General features: G+C 61.8%; 12 protein-coding genes and 1 pseudogene. 5 read left to right on the top strand and 8 right to left on the bottom strand.

Annotated elements, in window-relative coordinates:
- Positions 1 to 300: 300 nt before the first annotated feature.
- The 5 genes from MON38_RS12030 to ispF form a co-directional block, all read right to left on the bottom strand.
- Entirely contained in the window at positions 301 to 1,356 is a 1,056-nt protein-coding gene (locus tag MON38_RS12030) for a hypothetical protein (protein WP_241936415.1), read from the bottom strand.
- Positions 1,357 to 1,407: 51 nt separating this feature from the next.
- Positions 1,408 to 2,796, bottom strand: coding sequence for a LutB/LldF family L-lactate oxidation iron-sulfur protein (locus MON38_RS12025; protein WP_241936414.1), 1,389 nt, complete (start codon positions 2,794 to 2,796; stop codon positions 1,408 to 1,410).
- Positions 2,797 to 2,802: 6 nt separating this feature from the next.
- Entirely contained in the window at positions 2,803 to 4,479 is a 1,677-nt protein-coding gene (locus MON38_RS12020; protein ID WP_241936413.1) for a M28 family peptidase, read from the bottom strand.
- A gap of 181 nt (positions 4,480 to 4,660) precedes the next feature.
- Complete coding sequence (locus MON38_RS12015) at positions 4,661 to 6,334, bottom strand: M28 family peptidase (RefSeq protein ID WP_241936412.1); 1,674 nt, start codon at positions 6,332 to 6,334, stop codon at positions 4,661 to 4,663.
- 145 nt (positions 6,335 to 6,479) lie between these two features.
- Positions 6,480 to 6,959 carry a 2-C-methyl-D-erythritol 2,4-cyclodiphosphate synthase gene (gene ispF, locus MON38_RS12010; protein WP_241936411.1) on the bottom strand — a complete coding sequence of 160 codons (480 nt, stop codon included), beginning with the start codon at positions 6,957 to 6,959 and terminating at the stop codon, positions 6,480 to 6,482.
- Between the two features lie 329 nt (positions 6,960 to 7,288).
- On the opposite strand from ispF, the gene MON38_RS12005 reads away from it, so the two are divergent.
- From MON38_RS12005 to MON38_RS11985, 5 genes are all read left to right on the top strand, one after another.
- Positions 7,289 to 7,903 carry a TetR/AcrR family transcriptional regulator gene (locus tag MON38_RS12005; RefSeq protein WP_241936410.1) on the top strand — a complete coding sequence of 205 codons (615 nt, stop codon included), beginning with the start codon at positions 7,289 to 7,291 and terminating at the stop codon, positions 7,901 to 7,903.
- Positions 7,904 to 7,944: 41 nt separating this feature from the next.
- On the top strand, positions 7,945 to 9,609 hold the full coding sequence (locus tag MON38_RS12000; protein WP_241936409.1) for a TolC family protein: 1,665 nt from the start codon (positions 7,945 to 7,947) through the stop codon (positions 9,607 to 9,609).
- 115 nt (positions 9,610 to 9,724) lie between these two features.
- Complete coding sequence (locus MON38_RS11995) at positions 9,725 to 10,864, top strand: efflux RND transporter periplasmic adaptor subunit (protein WP_241936408.1); 1,140 nt, start codon at positions 9,725 to 9,727, stop codon at positions 10,862 to 10,864.
- 111 nt (positions 10,865 to 10,975) lie between these two features.
- Positions 10,976 to 14,413 carry an efflux RND transporter permease subunit gene (locus tag MON38_RS11990; protein WP_241936407.1) on the top strand — a complete coding sequence of 1,146 codons (3,438 nt, stop codon included), beginning with the start codon at positions 10,976 to 10,978 and terminating at the stop codon, positions 14,411 to 14,413.
- A 117-nt stretch (positions 14,414 to 14,530) separates the two neighbouring features.
- Positions 14,531 to 14,797 (top strand): acyl carrier protein, encoded by a 267-nt coding sequence (locus MON38_RS11985; RefSeq protein ID WP_241936406.1) that lies wholly within the window; start codon positions 14,531 to 14,533, stop codon positions 14,795 to 14,797.
- A 371-nt stretch (positions 14,798 to 15,168) separates the two neighbouring features.
- Here the strand turns inward: MON38_RS11985 and MON38_RS22970 are convergent.
- The 3 genes and pseudogenes from MON38_RS22970 to MON38_RS11970 all read right to left on the bottom strand — a co-directional run.
- Positions 15,169 to 15,330, bottom strand: a pseudogene (locus MON38_RS22970) (YkvA family protein); the annotation flags it as partial.
- A 438-nt stretch (positions 15,331 to 15,768) separates the two neighbouring features.
- Complete coding sequence (locus MON38_RS11975; RefSeq protein WP_241936405.1) at positions 15,769 to 16,932, bottom strand: S1 family peptidase; 1,164 nt, start codon at positions 16,930 to 16,932, stop codon at positions 15,769 to 15,771.
- An 84-nt stretch (positions 16,933 to 17,016) separates the two neighbouring features.
- Positions 17,017 to 17,595: an RNA polymerase sigma factor gene (locus tag MON38_RS11970; RefSeq protein ID WP_338423770.1), complete on the bottom strand. Its 579-nt coding sequence runs from the start codon at positions 17,593 to 17,595 to the stop codon at positions 17,017 to 17,019.
- Positions 17,596 to 17,734 lie beyond the last annotated feature (139 nt).

The following is a 17,734-nucleotide window of genomic DNA, read 5'->3' as shown; positions in this document are numbered from 1 at the left end:
AATGGAGAAGTCGGGAAAAGCAACAACGCTGTTCGGCCTCCCGCCATAGCACGCGGGTTCCGGACAGCGGCGTAAGTTACTGCCTATTACTACCCATAAAGCAATAGCATGTAGCGCAGATGTAATAATATTTTCGGCGAACGGTCAAAACCCCGCTGTCATCGTTGCGCAAGCCACGTTTTGCCAGCACGCCTATAGCTGAATATTGCGCCCTACCGAACCGGCTCAACGCCCAAACCAACTGCGCGAGCGCACGTTTGCCCGGCCAATGGCCCGGGCTACTATTGCCAAGAAGTAGGGCTAGGTGGTGGCCGTGCCCGGGGCCATGAGCAGGCGGCCCAGAAACTGGACGGCCGTGGCGTAGCGGCTGCGCAGCTCGCGGTACTGTTGCCAGGCGGCCGTGCGGTCGTCGCAAATTTTCAGGCCTTTGCCGGCCAGAATGCGGCAGGCTTCGTCGAATTCGGCCCGGCCCGGGTCGGCGCCTTCGCCTTCGGGCAGCAGGTCCGTGGGTTCCGAGCCGGCTTTGTCGTCGAAGAAGCGGTACACCCGGTTCATCGCCAGGCAGCCGGCCTTGAAGGTAAGCTGGGCCTGGCGGGGCTGGGGGCCATCTACGGCGGCAAACAGCAGCGCGGCCGTGTCCAGAATCAGCCCGCCGGCCGTTACCCAGGAGCGGCCCGGCTGCGGCGAGCGGAAAAACGAAAGGATGGGCAGCGAGGTGTGGCTTTCCTCAATCTCGACAAACCACCGCTCCCACTCGGCCCACTGCTGGTCGTCGTTCTGCACCGAGCCGTCGTGGTTGAGCCAGCCCAGCAGGCAGGCGGCCGTGGGCGGCGTGCCGGCCCGCAGTTCCAGCAGTGCCACCGTGGCCTCGCGCCGCGAAAACGCTTGGTAGATAGTGGGCAAATACGACAGCAGCAGCGTGAGCAGCAGCAGCCCCAGCGCCGCCTCCGAATAAGTGAGCACGCCGCCGAACAGGCTGAAATCATCGATGGTGCCCAGCGTGAGCAACGAGCTGCCGCTCAGTTGGTAGCAGTGCAGCCAAGTGCCTTCGCCCACGGCCCAGTACATGCCCGTGTAGCCCACGCTCACCAATGCCTCCCACACCACGGGCAGCGCCACCAGCGCCACCGGCGCGTAGTGCGCCATGATGCGGTCGCGCCGCTCGTAGGAATTGGCCACCTTGGCCGCCCCGTCGAAAACCGTCCGGATGCCCATGAATACCCACACGTTCAGGCGCACCACCTCGTTGCGGGGCAGCACAAACGACCGAATGGCCGCCGACAACGTGGTAATCACCAGCACCATGCCGCCCAGGCCGGTCACAACGCGCAAGGCAAACAGCAGGTATGCGGGCATAAGCGGCGAAAACCCTTGATACGCACAGCGCCCGCAAACCGCCGAAGTCGCTTAGCGCTTCGCCCGCGCCTGCCACAGCTCCCGGAACGAGGGCCCGCCGATGTGCAGGCTCGCGCGGCGCTTGCTCCAGCCCACCTGGCCCAGCAGGCGGCCCAGGCTCCAGTCCTTTAGCTTCACGGGCAGCAGGTCGAGGGCCCAGCGGTGCTGCATACTCCAGCGCCACAGGCCAATGGCTACTTTCTCTTCCGTTGGCGCATGGCCTTCTTCCACGCTCTGCTTGCGGTTGAGCAGCAAAAGGTTGTGCAGCGGGATGCGCACCGGGCACACCGTGGTGCAGGCCCCGCACAGGCTGCTGGCGTAGCTCAGGTGCTTGTGCTCGGGCAGCCCCGATAAGTGCGGGCTGATGACCGAGCCGATGGGCCCGGAATAGGTGGTTTCGTAGGTATGCCCGCCGATGTTTTTGTACACCGGGCACACATTCAGGCAGGCGCCGCAGCGAATGCAGCGCAGGGCAGCGCGCTTGTCGGGCTGGGCCAGCAGGTTGGTGCGGCCGTTGTCCAGCAGAATCACCACCATTTCCTCGGGTCCGTCCACCTCGTCGGGCTGGCGCGGGCCGAAGTAGACGGTGTTGTAAACGGTCACCTGCTGCCCCGTGCCGCTGGTGCTGAGCAGCGGCCAGAACAAGTCCAAATCGGTGAGCTGCGGAATGACTTTCTCGATGCCCACCACCGCAATGTGCAGCTTCGGAAAGGTAGCTGAGAGGCGGGCGTTGCCCTCGTTCTCGGTCACAGCCACGGCACCTTCTTTGGCAATGAGGAAGTTGCCGCCCGTCACGCCCACTTCGGCGGCGGTGTACTTGCCGCGTAGCAGGTGGCGGGCCGTGAGCACGAGCTTCTGGGCGTCGTCGGTGCTTTCGGTGCCCAGGTGCTTCACAAAAATGTCGTTGATGTCGGCCTTGCTCAGGTGCATGGCGGGCGTCACAATGTGGTAGGGCCGCTCGCCGTTCAGCTGCACGATGTATTCGCCCAGGTCCGTCTCCACCGACTCAATGCCCTGCGTGGCGAGGTACTTGTTGAGGTGGATTTCCTCGGTGGTCATGCTCTTGGCCTTCACCACGGTTTTGGTGGCGCGGGCCTTGGTCAGCGTGCCGATTTCGGCCAGTGCCTCGGCCGCATCGCGCGCCCAAATCACGCGCCCGCCCCGCGCCGTGAAGGCGGCCTCGAACTGCAGCAGGTACTCGTCCAGCTTCTCCAGCACGGTGGCTTTCAGGTAGGCGCCGCGGTCGCGGGCCAACTCGTGCTCGTCGTAGAGCTTGAGGCCGGCGCTCACGGCCGCGTCGTATTTGCCGATGTTGAAGCGGATTTTGCGGCGGTGCTCGCGGTCGAAGGCTTTGCGCTCGGCGTCGAGCTGAAACTGGTCGGCTTTGGTGGCGGTAGTCATGGGAAATCAAGGCTTGTTGGAGTCAACCACGATGCGCTGCTCGCGGTTGGCCAGCGTCCAGGCGGTATGGAAAACCAGCTGGGCGCGTTCCGCCAATTTATCGAATTCAATCTTCTCCACGTCGTCCGTGGCTTTGTGGTAGTCCACGTGCTCGCCGGTGGTATAGAAGATGACCGGAATTTTGCGGCGCGCAAAGTTGTAATGGTCCGAGCGGTAGTAGATGTGCTCCGGCTCGCCGGGCACGTTGAAATGGTAGTCCAGCTCCAGGTGCGTGTAGTCGCGGTTGGCCGCCTCGTTGATGGCGTGCAGCTCCGACGACAGCTTATCCGAGCCCACAATGCACACGAAATGCTTCTTCGGGCTGTGCTTGCGGTCGGTGCGGCCCACCATGTCAATGTTCAGGTCGGCAATGGTGCTGGCCAGCGGCAGCACGGGGTGCGCCGTGTAGTATTCCGAGCCAAACAAGCCTTCTTCCTCGCCCGTCATTAGCACAAACAGAATGCTGCGGCGCGGCCCGTGCCCGTCCTTCTTGGCCTGGGCAAAGGCCTTGGCCAGCGCCAGCACGCCCACCGTGCCCGAGCCGTCGTCGTCGGCCCCGTTGTAAATCGTGTCGTGCTTCACGCCCAAATGGTCGTAGTGGGCCGAAATCACCAGCACCTCGTCCTTCTTATCCGAGCCTTCCAGAAAGCCCAGCACGTTCTCCGTCGTGAGCGGCTGCTGATTCTGGGGTAGATAAATAGCCGCCGCGGGGGCCTGGAAACCCGCCGGCACCGGCCGCCCGGCCCGGCCCAGCGCCCGCACGTAGTCGACCAGCCCGTTCATGGTGGTGCCCGCCAGCGCCAGCCCCAGCTCCTGCGAGGTGAAGTACACGCCAATGCCCGGCGGGATATTCTCGGCCACCGTGTCGATAATTTCCGGTCCCGGTTCGGGCAGCGAAAACGCCGGCTCGCGCAACGACTCGCCCAACTCGGCCGTCTGCTTCTGAAAAGCGGCCGCCGGGGCAAACGTCATCAAAAAAATGCTGCGGGCGCCGTGGGCCTTGGCCAGCGCCGCCTTGCGCAGGCCCGAGTCCCAGTAGTCGGCCTTGCGACCCAGCGGCTTCAGCAGCTTGCGGCCCCGCTCGTCCTGCGGCTCGCCCATTATCACCACCACGTCCTTGCCCTTCACATCGAGCCCGGTATAATCTGAATACGTGCCCTGCTCCACTCCAAAGCCCGCAAAAACCGGTTGCGAAGCCGTTTCGGTAAGGAAGGGCGACGGCATCGGCCCGTAGCTGAACCAGTCGCTCAGGTACTCGTGCCGCTGCCCGTTCACCTGCAAATAGCCGCCCGGCGCATACGTGCTGCGCGCCAGCTGAAAGTGCTGCAAATACGGATTGTCGCTGCCCGCTACGGGCCCTTGCAGCCCAATTTCGGCAAACTGCTTCACCAGGTATTCTGCCGCCAGCTTCTGGCCCGGCTGCCCCGTTTCGCGCCCATGCATCGCATCCGAAGCCACCACCGTGAGGTGCGCCCGCAGGTCGGCCGGCTGAATGAGCGCGGCGTAGGTGCGAGACAGGTCCGGCGCAGCGGGGCCAACCGTTGCTCCTTTGGTTTTTATCTTGATTTTGGTGGGCGCATTCTGGGCGGCGGCGGGTAGCGCGCCGGCCAGCAGCAGAGTGGCCAGCGCGAGGGGCTTCAGCATGGGGTAGGAGAGAGGTGGAACACTGGAAATGAAATGAAAAACGTCTGTCATCCTGAGCGCAGCGAAGGACCTTCTCACGACTGGACGATTAGCAGTAGTCAATGCCTGCAAACAGTTCAGTCGTGAGAAGGTCCTTCGCTGCGCTCAGGATGACAGACGAATCAGACAGTTGCGATAAAAACTACGGCTTGTTCGAGTCAACGACAATGCGGCCGTCGCGGTTGGCCAGCTCCCAGGCGGTGTGGAACACCAGCCGCGCCCGTTTCTCCATCTTATCGAACTCGATTTTGCTGATTTCGTCGTTCTCCTTGTGGTATTCGGCGTGCACGCCGTTGAAGAAAAACGCCACCGGCACCTTGTTCACCGCGAAGTTGTAGTGGTCGGAGCGGTAGTAGAAGCGGTTCGGGTCGTTGGGGTCGTCGAAACGGTAGTCCATGTCGATGGGGCCGTATTTCTTGTTCTCCGTTTCTAGAATAACGCGCAGCTCCGAGGCCAGCTTGTCCGAGCCAATAACGTACACGTAGTCGGGCTTGCCCTCGTGCTCCACGTCGGTGCGGCCAATCATGTCCACGTTCAGGTCGGCCTCCGTTTGGGCCAGCGGGAAAATCGGGTGCTTCGAGTAATACTCCGAGCCAAACAGACCCTTTTCTTCGCCCGTCACGCTTAGAAACAGCAGGCTGCGGCGCGGGCCGTGGCCTTCCTTCTTGGCCTTGGCAAAGGCTTCGGCCATCGTCACAATCGCCGAGGTGCCCGAGCCGTCATCGTCGGCCCCGTTGAACACCTGCCCGTCGTGCTTACCGAGGTGGTCGTGGTGGGCCGAAATCACAATCACATCGGCCTTTTTATCGGTGCCTTCGATGAAGCCCAGCACGTTCTGCGTATCCAGCTTCTCGCGCTTGCGCTCGGCCTTAATCTGCATCGGCACCACCGTAAAAGTGGAAGCTACCGGCTGCTTGGTGCTGTTGATTTTGCCCAGGTAGGCCTGCATGGCCGCATCCGTGGTGCCTAGCACGGCCAGGCCCACAGCCGGCGAAATAAAGAACGCCGGCACGCGTCCCGGCCGGTCGTTGCCCACCATCACCATCGACGGCCGGGCGATGAACGGGGCCAGGCGGCCGGCCTGCTTGCTAAAGTTGCTGGTCGGGTTAAAGCTCACGTAAAACACCGAGCGCGCGCCTTTCTGCGCGGCCAGGGTGGCCTTGGCGCCGCGGCCGGTATCGGTGCCCCATTTCGTGGGCGCACCGTCGGCACTGAGCAGGGCCTTGCCGCCGTCGCCGGTGGGCTCGCCCAGCAGGATGAGCACGTCCTTGCCCTTCACGTCCACGTTGGCGTAGTCGGAATAGCCGTCCTGCTCGATGCCGTAGCCCACAAAAACCGGCTTCACGCTGGTTTCCTGGCCGAACGGCGAGTCGCCGGTGCCGTAAAAGTCGGTCAGCCAGGCATAGCTGGTGCTGCCCACTTTCAGGGTGTTGCCTTCGGCCCAGGTCACCTGCTCCACGTCGAAATGCTGCTGGTAGGGGTCGGTGCCGGTGGTTACCGGGCCCGTCAGGCCGGCAGCTTTGAACTGCTTGGCCACGTAGTCGGCGGCCATGTGCTGGCCCTTCTGGCCGGTTTCGCGGCCTTCGTACTCATCCGAAGCCAGCACGGCCAGATGGGTGCGCAGGCGCTCGGCATTCACCATGTCGGCGTATTTCACGCTCCAGTCTTTGCCGTCGGCCTTGCCGGTGGTGGTTTTGATTTTGGTGGCGGCTGCGCCGGTGGCAGGCTTGGTTTTTACTTTAACCTTGCCCTGGGCGTGGGCCGGGGCGGCGCTGGCCAGGGCCAGAAAGGCCAGCAGGAGAGGGGTTTGCTTCATCTTATAAATTGTGGTGGGAAATTCTAGAACGATGTATAGACGCGACACTTCGCGTCTCGGCGTTGAACGATGCAAATTGAACGTGCCCTGAACGGCGCGGCCGCCGAGACGCGAAGTGTCGCGTCTCTACATTCCAGGCAAATAATTACGCTTTCTGAATCAGCACGCTGGCGTAGGCGGCCACGCCTTCCTGCCGGCCCACAAAACCCAGTTTTTCGGTGGTGGTTGCTTTGATGGAAATATCCTCCTCGGCGATGCCCATCACGGCGGCCAGCACGCGCTGCATTTCCGGAATGTGCGGGTTCACCTTGGGGCGCTCCAAGCAAATGGTCGAGTCGATGTTGCCCACCTCGTAGCCGCGCTCGCGCAGCAGGCGCATCACGCCGGAGAGCAGCTTTTTTGAGTCGATGCCCTTGTATTGCGGGTCGGTGTCGGGGAAGTGAAAGCCGATGTCGCGCAGGTTGGCCGCACCCAGCAGCGCGTCGCAGATGACGTGGATGAGCACGTCGGCATCGGAGTGGCCGAGGGCCCCGTGGGTGTGCGGCACCTCAATGCCGCCGAGCCAGAAGGGCAACCCTTCCTGCAGTTGGTGAACGTCGTAGCCGAAGCCGGTCCGGATTTTCATAAGGGCAAAGTAAGAGCGGGCCAACGCGGCCGCTGCAAAAGTACCGGGCGGCGGGCGCTTCCGGCGCAGGGCGCCGCGGCGGGCATTTTCACAAATTAATAATACGATTAATGCATACTAATAAGCTAAATTTATTAGCTTTGTATTGCCAGTCAAATTAGTTAGTCATGCGGGTCGTATCTCACTTTTTTTCGGGAAACGGTAAAATATCTGCGGCGGCTATGCGTCAGGCAGAGGCGAAAAGTGCCCGGGCTTGCTGGGAACGCCAAAAAGAAAATGGAAACTTTGAGTACAATGAAAGTTTCCATCGTATCTTTGCGGCGTTAGTTATGGAAATCAAAGACCGAATCCTGAACCACGCCCAGAAGCTTTTTCTGCGTAACGGCATCAAAAGCGTGAGCATGGACGACATCGCCGCCGACATGGCCATGTCGAAAAAAACGCTTTACAAATGGTTCGAAAACAAGGACCAGATTGTGATGGCGGGCATCACCAACCACCTCAACGGCGTGCAGGGCGACTGCGCGGTGGTGGCCGGCAAGGCCGCCAACGCCGTGGAAGAAATGCTGCTGATATCGAAGTGGGCCGACGAGCAGTTTGCCGACATCCACCCCAGCATCTTCAACGACCTGAAGAAGTACCACCCCACGGCCTGGGACTTGTTCAGGGCGCACAAAAACACCTTCATCCTGGCCCAGATAACCGAAAACTTACGCCGGGGCATGGCCGAGGGCCTCTTCCGCCCCGACCTCGACGTGGAGGTGCTGGCCCGCCTCAGCCTGGCCCAGATTGAGCTGGCCTTCGACCCCGAGCTGTACCCGCCCGCGCAGTTCAGCCCGATGCGCGTGAACCAGGTGTTCGACGAGCATTTTCTGCTGGGCGTGGCCACGCTCAAGGGCCACAAGCTCATCAACCAGTACCGGCACATCACCGAGGCCGAATAATCCGCTTTTCCCCGCTTCCCCGTTTTCTTTTTTAGCTGTTTATGAACACGCTGTTTCGAACCAGATTCCTGCTGGCGGCTGCCCTGAGTGCGGCCGTGCCGCAGGCGCTGCTTGCTCAAACGTCGCCGAAAGCCATGCCCGCGGCCCCGCCCACCACGGGCACCATGCCGCTGAGCCTGCAACAGGCGGTGAGCTACGCCATCCAGAATAAGTCGACGCTGCTGGCTACCCGCTTGGGCGAGGCCACGGCCGCCGCCCGGGTGGGCGAAATCAAGAGCGCCGGCCTGCCGCAGGTGAACGTGGCCGCCACGGTGTCCGACAACTTTAAGCTGCAGAAGAGCTTGGTGAGCTTCCCGCTCTCGCAAACCGTGCTTACGCAGAGTGACTTAACTGCTGCCCAGGGCGGCCAGCAACAGGTGCTGGGCACCCAGCAGCTGGCCCTGCCGCCGCAGCCGTTTGCCTTCGGCCTGCAATACGCTGGCAACGCCAGCGCCTCGGTGTCGCAGCTGTTGTTCGATGGCTCGTATCTGATTGGTTTGAAAGCCGCTAAAGTGTACACCGAGCTGGCCAAGAAGCAGACCCAGCAGGCCGAAATCGATGTGGTGGAGCAGGTGAGCAAGGCCTACTACAGCACGCTGGTGGCCCGCTCGCGCCTCGCCCTGCTGGCCCGCAACGTGCAGCGCCTCGACACGGTGCTTTACCAGACCAATAAGACCTACAAAGCCGGTTTCGCCGAGAAGCTCGACGTGGACCGCCTGCGCGTGCAGCGCAACAACCTGGTGGTGGAGCAGCAGAAAGCCCAGCGCCTCACCGAGTTGAGCGTGGGCCTGCTGAAATTCCAGATGGGCCTCCCGCAGCAGCAAAATATCCAGCTGACGGACTCGCTCGGCGCGGCCGTAGTGGATGCCGGTTCGTTGCGACAGCGCCTCGGTGCCGCCAGCCTGACGAATGGCGGCGGCGTGGATGGCCTCGGGGCCGTGCCCACCGCCCCGGTGTCGCCCGGCACCGATAACACCGCCGCCCAGAACCGCCTCGACCAGCAGAACGCCCTCTCGGGTGGCCAGTCGGTGGCCGCGCGCGGGGCCATCAACTACAACAACCGCATCGAATTCTCGACCCTGGAAACCCAGCAGGCCCTGGCCGGCCTCGACCTGCGCAACCGCCAGGCCGGCGCCTACCCGCGCCTCGTGCTCACGGGGGCTTACGGTTTCACGGGCTCGGCCAAAACGGGCAGCGAGCTGTTCGCCTTCCGCGGGCCCGACTCGCGCAACTCGGCCGGCTTTGCCAACCAGAACTGGTTCGGTTTCGGCAACGTGGGCCTAAGCCTGCAGGTGCCGGTGTTCGACGGTTTCCGCCGCAAGTACCTGGTGCAGCAAACGCGCATTCAGCAGCAAACCATCGAGCGCGGCTTCGAAACCCTGAAGCAGAGTATCGACTTGCAGGATGCCCAGAGCCGCACTACGCTCATCAACGCGCTGGATGTGCTGGACAACCAGAAAGCCAACCTCGACCTGGCCACCGACGTGGCCCGCGTCACGCGCATCAAATTCAACGCCGGCGTAGGCTCCAACCTGGAGGTGATTACGGCCGAGACTGACCTGCGCTCGGCTCAGACCAACTACTACGGCGCTGTTTACGACGTGCTGGTGGCGAAAGTCGACCGCGACAAAGCCACTGGCGAGCTGTATAGCCAGGTTAAGAAATAACTAACGGGTAGGGGCGGGGCTTGCCCCCGCCCGGCGTTCGCGCCGCCTCAACGAATACGTTTTACGACGGGCGGGGGCAAGCCCCGCACCCTACTCCAAATCACCCCGCTTACCCATGCGTTTCTCCTCAACTCAACCCGCCGCGCTGTTTCTCGCCGGTACGCTGCTGCTTGCTTCCTGCGGCGGCTCTTCCAACAAAGACCCCAAGGCCGAACTCGCCAAGCTGAAAAGCGAGCAGGCCGCCACGCAGGCCAAGATTACCGAGCTGGAAGCCAAAACCGGTGGCCCCGCCACCGTGGCCCCCACGCCGGTTTCGGTGATGAACGCCAAGCCCGAGAGCTTCAAAAGCTACCTCGAAGTGCAGGGCCGCGTCGATTTCGACCAGAACGCCACCGTGGGCAGCCGCGCCGCCGGCTCGCTCACCAGCATCCGCGTGCAGCGCGGCGACCGCGTGAGCAAGGGCCAGGTGCTGGCAACCGTGGATGCCAGCATCCTCGACGCCAATGCCGCCGAGTTGCGCACCCGCATGGACCTCGCTAAAACCGTATACGAAAAACAGAAGAGCCTATGGGACCAGCAGATTGGCACCGAAATCCAGTACCTGCAGGCCAAGAACAACTATCAAGCCCTGCAGCGCAACCTGGCCACGCTCAACCAGCAGCGTGCCTTATATAATGTAGTGGCCCCGTTCTCGGGCACCGTGGATGAGGTGCTGCCCAAGCTAGGAGAAATCACCGCGCCCGGCGCGCCGGTGGTGCGCCTGACCAGCGGCACGGGCGGCAAAATCCTGGCCGATGTGTCGGAGGCCTACGGCAACAGCATCAAGGCCGGCGACAACGCCGTGGTGACCATCCCGGACCTCGGCGGCGAGGAAATTCCCGCCACGGTGCGCGTGGTGAGCCGCAGCATCAACGCCACCAGCCGCACCTTCACGGTGGAGCTGCGCCTGAAAGGTGCCAAAGCTGCCGACCTGCGTCCTAACATGGTGGCCACGGTGCGCATCCAGAACTACGCCGCTGCCAGTGCTACCGTCATTCCGGTGGACCTGGTGCAGCACGACGAAGAAAACAGCTACGTGTACGTGGTGGCTCAGGAGGCCGGCAAGGCCGTAGCTAAGAAGCGCATCATCAAAACCGGCAATACCTACAACGGCAAGGTGGAAGTGACCAGCGGCCTCACCGCTGCCGACCAAGTGATTTCGGGCGGCTACCAGAACCTGAACGAAGGCCAGAAGGTGGCCGTGCAGGGCGCGTAGAGACGCATAATTGCGTCTCGTCGTTGAACAGAATCGTGAAACGACGCAGACGACGAGACGCAATTATGCGTCTCTACACCTAAATAGTTCTCAAGCTTTTCGTTAAAAGTCATGCAGGATATCGAAAAAGAATTTGGCCCAACCAGTTGGTCCATCAATAACAAAACCAGCATTTACATCATCACGGTGCTGCTGTGCGTGGCGGGCATTTTTGCCTACATCAAGCTCGGCAAGGAGAAATTCCCCGACATCGTGATTCCGCGCATCATCGTGGCCACGGTGTACCCCGGCACCTCGCCGACGGACATCGAAAACCTGGTGACGCGCCAGCTCGAAAAGGAGATTAAGAGCGTGAACGGGGTGAAGCACATCAACTCCACTTCGAACCAGGATTATTGCATAGTGGACGTGGAATTCACGTCCGGCGTGGACGTGCAGGCCGCCAAGCAGCTCATCAAGGATGCCGTGGACAAGGCCAGCACCGAGCTGCCCAACGACCTGCCGAGTGCCCCGCTGGTGAAGGAAATCAACATTTCCGAGCAGCCCATCATGTTCGTCAACCTGGCCGGCAACCTCCCTGCCGCCCAGCTCAAAAAGTTCGCCGACGACTTCCAGGACAAGATTGAGGCCCTGCCCGAAATCACCCGCGTGGACATCGTGGGCGCCCTCGACCAGCAGGTGAACGTGGATGTAGACCTGAACAAGCTGCGCGCCTCGCGCCTCGGCTTCTCGGACATTTCGCGCGCCATCGGCGGGGAGAACGTGACGGTTTCGGGCGGCTCCATCGACGTGGGCGGGCAGAAGCGCGCCGTGCGCGTGGCCGGCCAGTACGTGCGGGCCGCCGACATTGCCGACATCCAAATCAAAAACCTGAACGGTGCGCCCGTACGCCTCGGCGACATTGCCACCGTGACAGACGGCTTCAAGGACCGCGAAAGCTACGCCCGCCTCGACGGCAAGCCCGCCATTACCCTGAACGTGGTGAAGCGTCAGGGCGAAAACCTGATTGACGCTTCGGATAAAATCAAGGCCCTGATTGCTGACTCGAAAGCCAGCCTGCCCAAGGAGTTGACCATTACCGTGACCGGCGACACCTCGAACGACACCCGCGTCACGCTGCACGACCTCATCAACACCATCATCATCGGCTTCCTGCTGGTGACGCTGATTCTGATGTTCTTCATGGGCACCACCAACGCCCTGTTTGTGGGCCTTTCGGTGCCGATTTCGATGTTCCTGGCCTTCCTGGTCATCCCCGTGTTCGGCTTCACACTGAACATGATTGTGCTTTTCGCCTTCTTGCTGGCGCTGGGCATCGTGGTCGATGACGCCATTGTGGTTATCGAAAACACCCACCGCCTGCTCCACGAGCACCCCAACCTGACCACCCCCAAAGCGGCCAAATTCGCCGCCGGCGAGGTATTTATCCCCGTACTTGCTGGTACGCTGACCACGGTGGCGCCGTTCGTGCCGCTGCTGTTCTGGCCCGGCATCGTGGGCTCGTTTATGTACTACCTGCCCGTGACGCTCATTATCACGCTGATGGCATCGCTGGTCGTGGCCTTCATCATGAACCCGGTGTTTGCCGTGAGCTTTATGGAGCGCGAGGAGCATTTCGAAGACGACCTGCACAGCAAGCCGAAACTGACGCGCAATTTCCTGATTGCCATGGGCGTGCTGCTCGTGGTAGCCATCATCGGCTACGTGGCGCATTCCACTTTCGTGGGCAACCTGTCCATCACGGTTATCCTGCTGTGCTTCCTCGATAAGTTCGTGTTTGTGAAAATGATTGCTTGGTTCCAGACGCGTGCCCTGCCGCGCTTCCAGAACGGCTACGGCAGCCTCGTGGGCTGGTCCATCAGCCATCCGGTGATGGTGATGGTGGGCGTGGTGGTGCTGTTTATTGGCTCGTTCGTGGCCGTGGGCATCCGCAAGCCGGCCGTGGCCTTCTTCCCGAAGGGCGACCCCAAATTCATCTACACCTACCTGAAAATGCCGGTTGGCACCCGCGTGGCCGTCACCGATTCCATCACCAAAGTGCTGGAAAAACGCATCTACGGCGTCATCGGTGAGAAAAACCCCGACGTGGAATCGGTCATCACCAACGTGGCCATCGGCGCCGGCGACCCCGGCGAAGCTACCGCCGCCGGCGTGTCGCAATCGCACATGGGCAAGGTCGGCGTGGCCTTCAAGGAACTGAGCGAGCGTACTGGCCCCGCCACCCACACCTATATGGATAAAATCCGCGAGGTGGTAAAAGGCATTCCCGGCGCCGAAGTATCGGTCGACCAGGAAGCCAGCGGCCCGCCCACGGGCAAGGAAATCGCCATCGAAGTAGCCGGCGACGACTACCCCAAACTGGCTGCCCTTTCGAAAAAGGTCATCCGCTACGTCGACTCGATGAAAATTGGCGGTGTCGAGCAGTTGCGTTCCAATCTCGAAGACCGCAACCCCGAAATCGCCGTCAATATCAACCGCACCCGCGCCAACCGCGAAGGCATCAGCACCGGCCAGATTGGTTTGGAAGTGCGCACCGCTATTTACGGTACCGAGGCCAGCAAATTCAAAACGGCTGACGACGAATACCCCATCCAGGTGCGCTACGCCAAACCCTACCGCGACGACGTGGACGCGGTGGTAAATGCCCCGCTCACCTTCCGCGACGCCACCGGCGCCGTGCGCCAGGTGCCCATTTCGGCCATCGCTGATGTCACCTACGGCAGCACCTACGGCGGCATCAAGCGCAAGGACACCAAGCGCATCATCACCATCAGCTCGAACGTGCTGGGCGGCTACACCGGCCCCGACGTGGTGCGCAACATCCAGACGGCCCTCAAATCCTTCCCGCTACCCCCCGGCTACACCATCAACATGGGCGGCGCTCAGGAAAACCAGAAAGAAACCTCCGACTTCCTGCCGCTGGCCGGCATCGGCGCCCTGGGCCTCATCTTCCTGATTCTGGTGACGCAGTTCAACTCGTTCAGCAAGCCGGTCATCATCCTCTCCGAAGTGCTGTTCTCGATTGCGGGCGTGTTCTGGGGCCTGGCCATCACGGGCCAAAGCGTCAGCATCGTGATGACGGGCGTGGGCATCATCGCCCTGGCTGGTATCGTGGTGAAAAACGGGATTCTGCTGGTCGAATTCATGGACATGTTGCGGGCGCAGGGCATGCCGTTGCGCGAGGCCATCGTGCTGGCCGGCCGCACCCGCCTGAACCCGGTAATCCTGACGGCCACGGCGGCCACGCTGGGCCTCATCCCGCTGGCCATCGGCCTGAATATCGACTTCTACGAGCTGTTCAACTCCGGCAACGCCCACTTCTTCATCGGCGGCGAGTCGGTGACGTTCTGGGGCCCGCTGGCCTGGACCATCATCTTCGGTCTGGTATTCGCCACGGGCATCACGTTGCTGGTCGTGCCGGTGATGTATTTGCTGAGCGAAAGCCTCAAAGCAAAAATTTCCGGAAAAAATCCGGACACCCTTGCAACCAATCCGGAAGAGGTGGACTCTGAGGAAATACAGGCGGCTACGCCGCCGGTACTGGCATAGCGCTTAAGGCGTTGTCGGTGTCCGCCGGCCGGCAGCTGTTGCAGCAGCTGCCGCCGGCGGGCACCTGGCCCGCGCCACTGCTAGGGCTCACTCACCATCTTTTTTCGCCGCTTTATTATGTACGTATCCACTACTAGCCTCGCCCCCACCGCTACTATCGAGCAGCAGGTATTCCGCATTATCAGCAAGCGCAAGGCCATTCGGGCCAGCCGCGTGCGCAAAACCGCCAGCCTCGCCCGCGACCTCCGCTTCGAAACCCTCGACGTGGTCGACATTATCCTCGAGCTGGAGCGCAATTTCAGCATCACCATCCCCGACGAAGTTCCGCTCACCACCGTGGGCGACTTCGTGCGCTACGTGCGCGAGCACGCCGCCGCCGCGTAGTATCTGGTGTCAGAACCCATAAAAAAAGCCCCCGCAACAACTGTTGCGGGGGCTTTTTTTATGGCTATGGGTTAGCGCACGTTGCCGCCGGTATCGGTGGCGGTGGTGCCGGGTTCACGGCTGCTGTCGGTGGTGTTGGCGGCCACACTAGCGGTGCCGGCGTGCTTGGCCGATTCATCGGCGGGCTGCGGCGTGCTGGCGGCCGGGTCGTTGGAGTGCGACGGCTGGGCCATGGGCGCATCGGCTTTGGGCGTGAGGCCGCTGGCCGATGCCGATGATGTGGCCGGCTCCGTTTTCACTTCGGCCGGGCGGGTCAGCTCCCACTCGTGGAACTTGTCCATCTCATGCTTGAGGGTGGTAGAGAACCAGGCCACCAGCGCCACGTCATCGAGCAAACCCAGTACCGGGATAAAGTCCGGAATCAGGTCAATCGGGCTGATGAAGTAGATGAGCACGGCCACGGCCGCCGCCACGGTGCTGGTCGGCACGCCCGTGTACTCGCCCGAAACCGAGGCCTTGATGAGCCGGAACATGGTCTGGAGCGTCTCCCAGGCCTCGTGGGCCAGGGTGCCCACGTCGTTTTTCTCGCTGGCCTTTTTGTAGGCGTCGGTCAGCAGTGATTTCAGGCGGGTGGGCTGCTTAATGTAGCCTTCGGCTGCGCTGATGAATTTCTTGAAGATGGCCGAGCCGGCAACGTCGTTGCCATTGGGCGGGGTTTGTTGGTTTGAAGCCACGGAATTCGGGAGTTAATAAGTAGCAGAAAAGGAGCGCGGCACCGGCCGCGTCGCCGGGCTTAGATACTAGGTTTCGGCCCGCAAGGTTATTCGCGGCCCGGCGCAATTCATTACACAATTCGTTGCGAAAGCATCGTGAAATAAATATATAGACGGTAGTTGAGGGGCATAAAGCAAAACGCCCCGTTCCGGCAGGAACGGGGCGTTGGAAAGCCTGAGGCAGTGTAGAAAGCGACGCTATTCTTTTTCGTACACCTTCACCACAAACACGTAGTCGCGCAGCTTCTTGAGCTGCTGCGGGCGGCCCGAGCCGGCCAGCTGGCCGTAGCGGGGCAGGTGGTAGGGCGCATCGGCCTTGGCGGTAGCAGCCAGCGAATCGACCAGCCGCACCAAATACGACGACTTCGTTGCGAAAGCGGCGCTCTGGGCATCGTTCTGGCGGCCGCTCACCACACCAATCAGGTTGCCGCGCTCGTCGAGCAGCGGGCCGCCCGAGTTGCCGGGGTTCACCGGAATGCTGATTTGGTAGAAGGCCGTGTCGCCTTCGAAGCCCGAACGGGCGCTGAGAGCCCCTTCGCCATATACGACGTCCTCCCGTGGGTAGCCCAGCGTGAACACCCGCTCGCCCAAATCAGCCTGCCCCGATTTAATGGCGTAGGGCAGCCGGCCAAAACCATTGAATTTCTTATCGGTGATGCGCAGAATGGCCAGGTCGTGCTTGACGTCAGAATACACCGGCTCGGCCCGGAAGCGCTGCCGGTCGCGGCCTTCAATCAGTACCGAGTCGGCGCCCTGAATCACGTGGTAGCTGGTAACGAGGTAGCCTTCCGACGTGAGGGCGAAGCCCGTGCCGCTGAACTTGCTGGGCTCAACCGGCGGCGTAGTCGCCGTGCCCTGCGTGATGATGGTGGACAGTGCCCGCTGGTTGCGCTTGATTTTATTGATTTCGAGGCGCAGCGCCTGATAGCCGGGCTGCGTTTTGGTAGCGCGCCACAAATCGAGGCCCAGCAGCGTGGCAAACACCGCCATCACGGCCACCGAGGCAGCTACGCCCACCGTGGCGCGGTGTCCGCTCCAGAACTCGCGGAGCTTGCGCTCGGTGCGCGAAATGCGCAGAATGGGGTGCACCGTGTGGGTGAGCTTGCCCGCGGCCGGAGTTTCTATTTCGGCGGGTGCCTCGGCGGCCAGCATGGCGGCGTGAATGCCGCGCAGCTGTTGCCGGGCTTGCTGCCGCTGCCCAAGGGCGCGGAGCGTATCGGTGAGCTCGGTGAAGTCGGCGTAGCGCAGGGCGAACGTAGGGTCGGCGCTCAGGCGCGCTTCGAGGTCGGCGCGGGCCGGGGCGGCCAGCTCGCCAGCGGCGTAGGCTTCAAATAAGGCGTAATAGTCTGCTTCAGTCATCATGGCGTTAGCGACCGGAGGGGTGGGCGGCCGCGGGTAAACACTGGGAATTTCCGCCGGTAAAACGCCCGGCGGCTAGCGAATAGCTTAAATAGGTTCTTCTTTATAGTGGGTAAAAAACAACTTCTTGAGGCGCACGAGGCACTTGTATTTCTGATTTTTGGCATTGTCGGCGTTGGTGTAGCCGAATTCTGCCGTCAGGTCCTGCATCGACTTGTCGAGCAGGTAAAAGCCTTCCAAAAGCGACTTGCAGGGTTCGCCGAGGCTGTTCAGCGCTTCGCTCATGGTGGCGAAGCGGCGGTCCTGCTCTTCGGCGGCCAGCACGTCATCTTCCGCACCGGTGTTCAGGTACGGGCCGTGCTCCTCGTCGTCGAGCAAACGCACGCCGAAGCGGCTTTTGCTGGTCAGGCGCTTCAGCCACAGCCGGCGGCAGACGGCGTAGAGGTAGGTTTTAATCTGGCAGCTGAGCTCGAGCGAGCCGTCGCGCACCTTTTCATAAAACACCATCACGCCTTCCTGGTACACGTCCTGGGCATCGTCTTCCGAACCGCTGTTTTGCAGTACGAAGTGCGACACCATGGGCCAGTGCAGCCGGTAGAGGTGGGCCAGGGCCCGCTCATCGCCGCCGCGGATGGCGGCAATAAGTGCGTCGTCAGTCGGAGTCAACGGAGAGGAAATGTTGGGAGTGCCCCTGCTCATTCACTTTGGGGGTTAATACAAACGAGGGGCCTAAGTAACCCGTCGAAAAAATATTTTTCTGCCCCGGGTTACCTTTCGCGGATACCGGCATAAAGGGCGTTTTTAA

The organism is Hymenobacter cyanobacteriorum, assembly GCF_022631375.1.
GTDB lineage: Bacteria > Bacteroidota > Bacteroidia > Cytophagales > Hymenobacteraceae > Hymenobacter > Hymenobacter cyanobacteriorum.
Note: the sequence above shows the minus strand (reverse complement) of the source record. Positions and strands in the feature narration are given on the sequence as shown.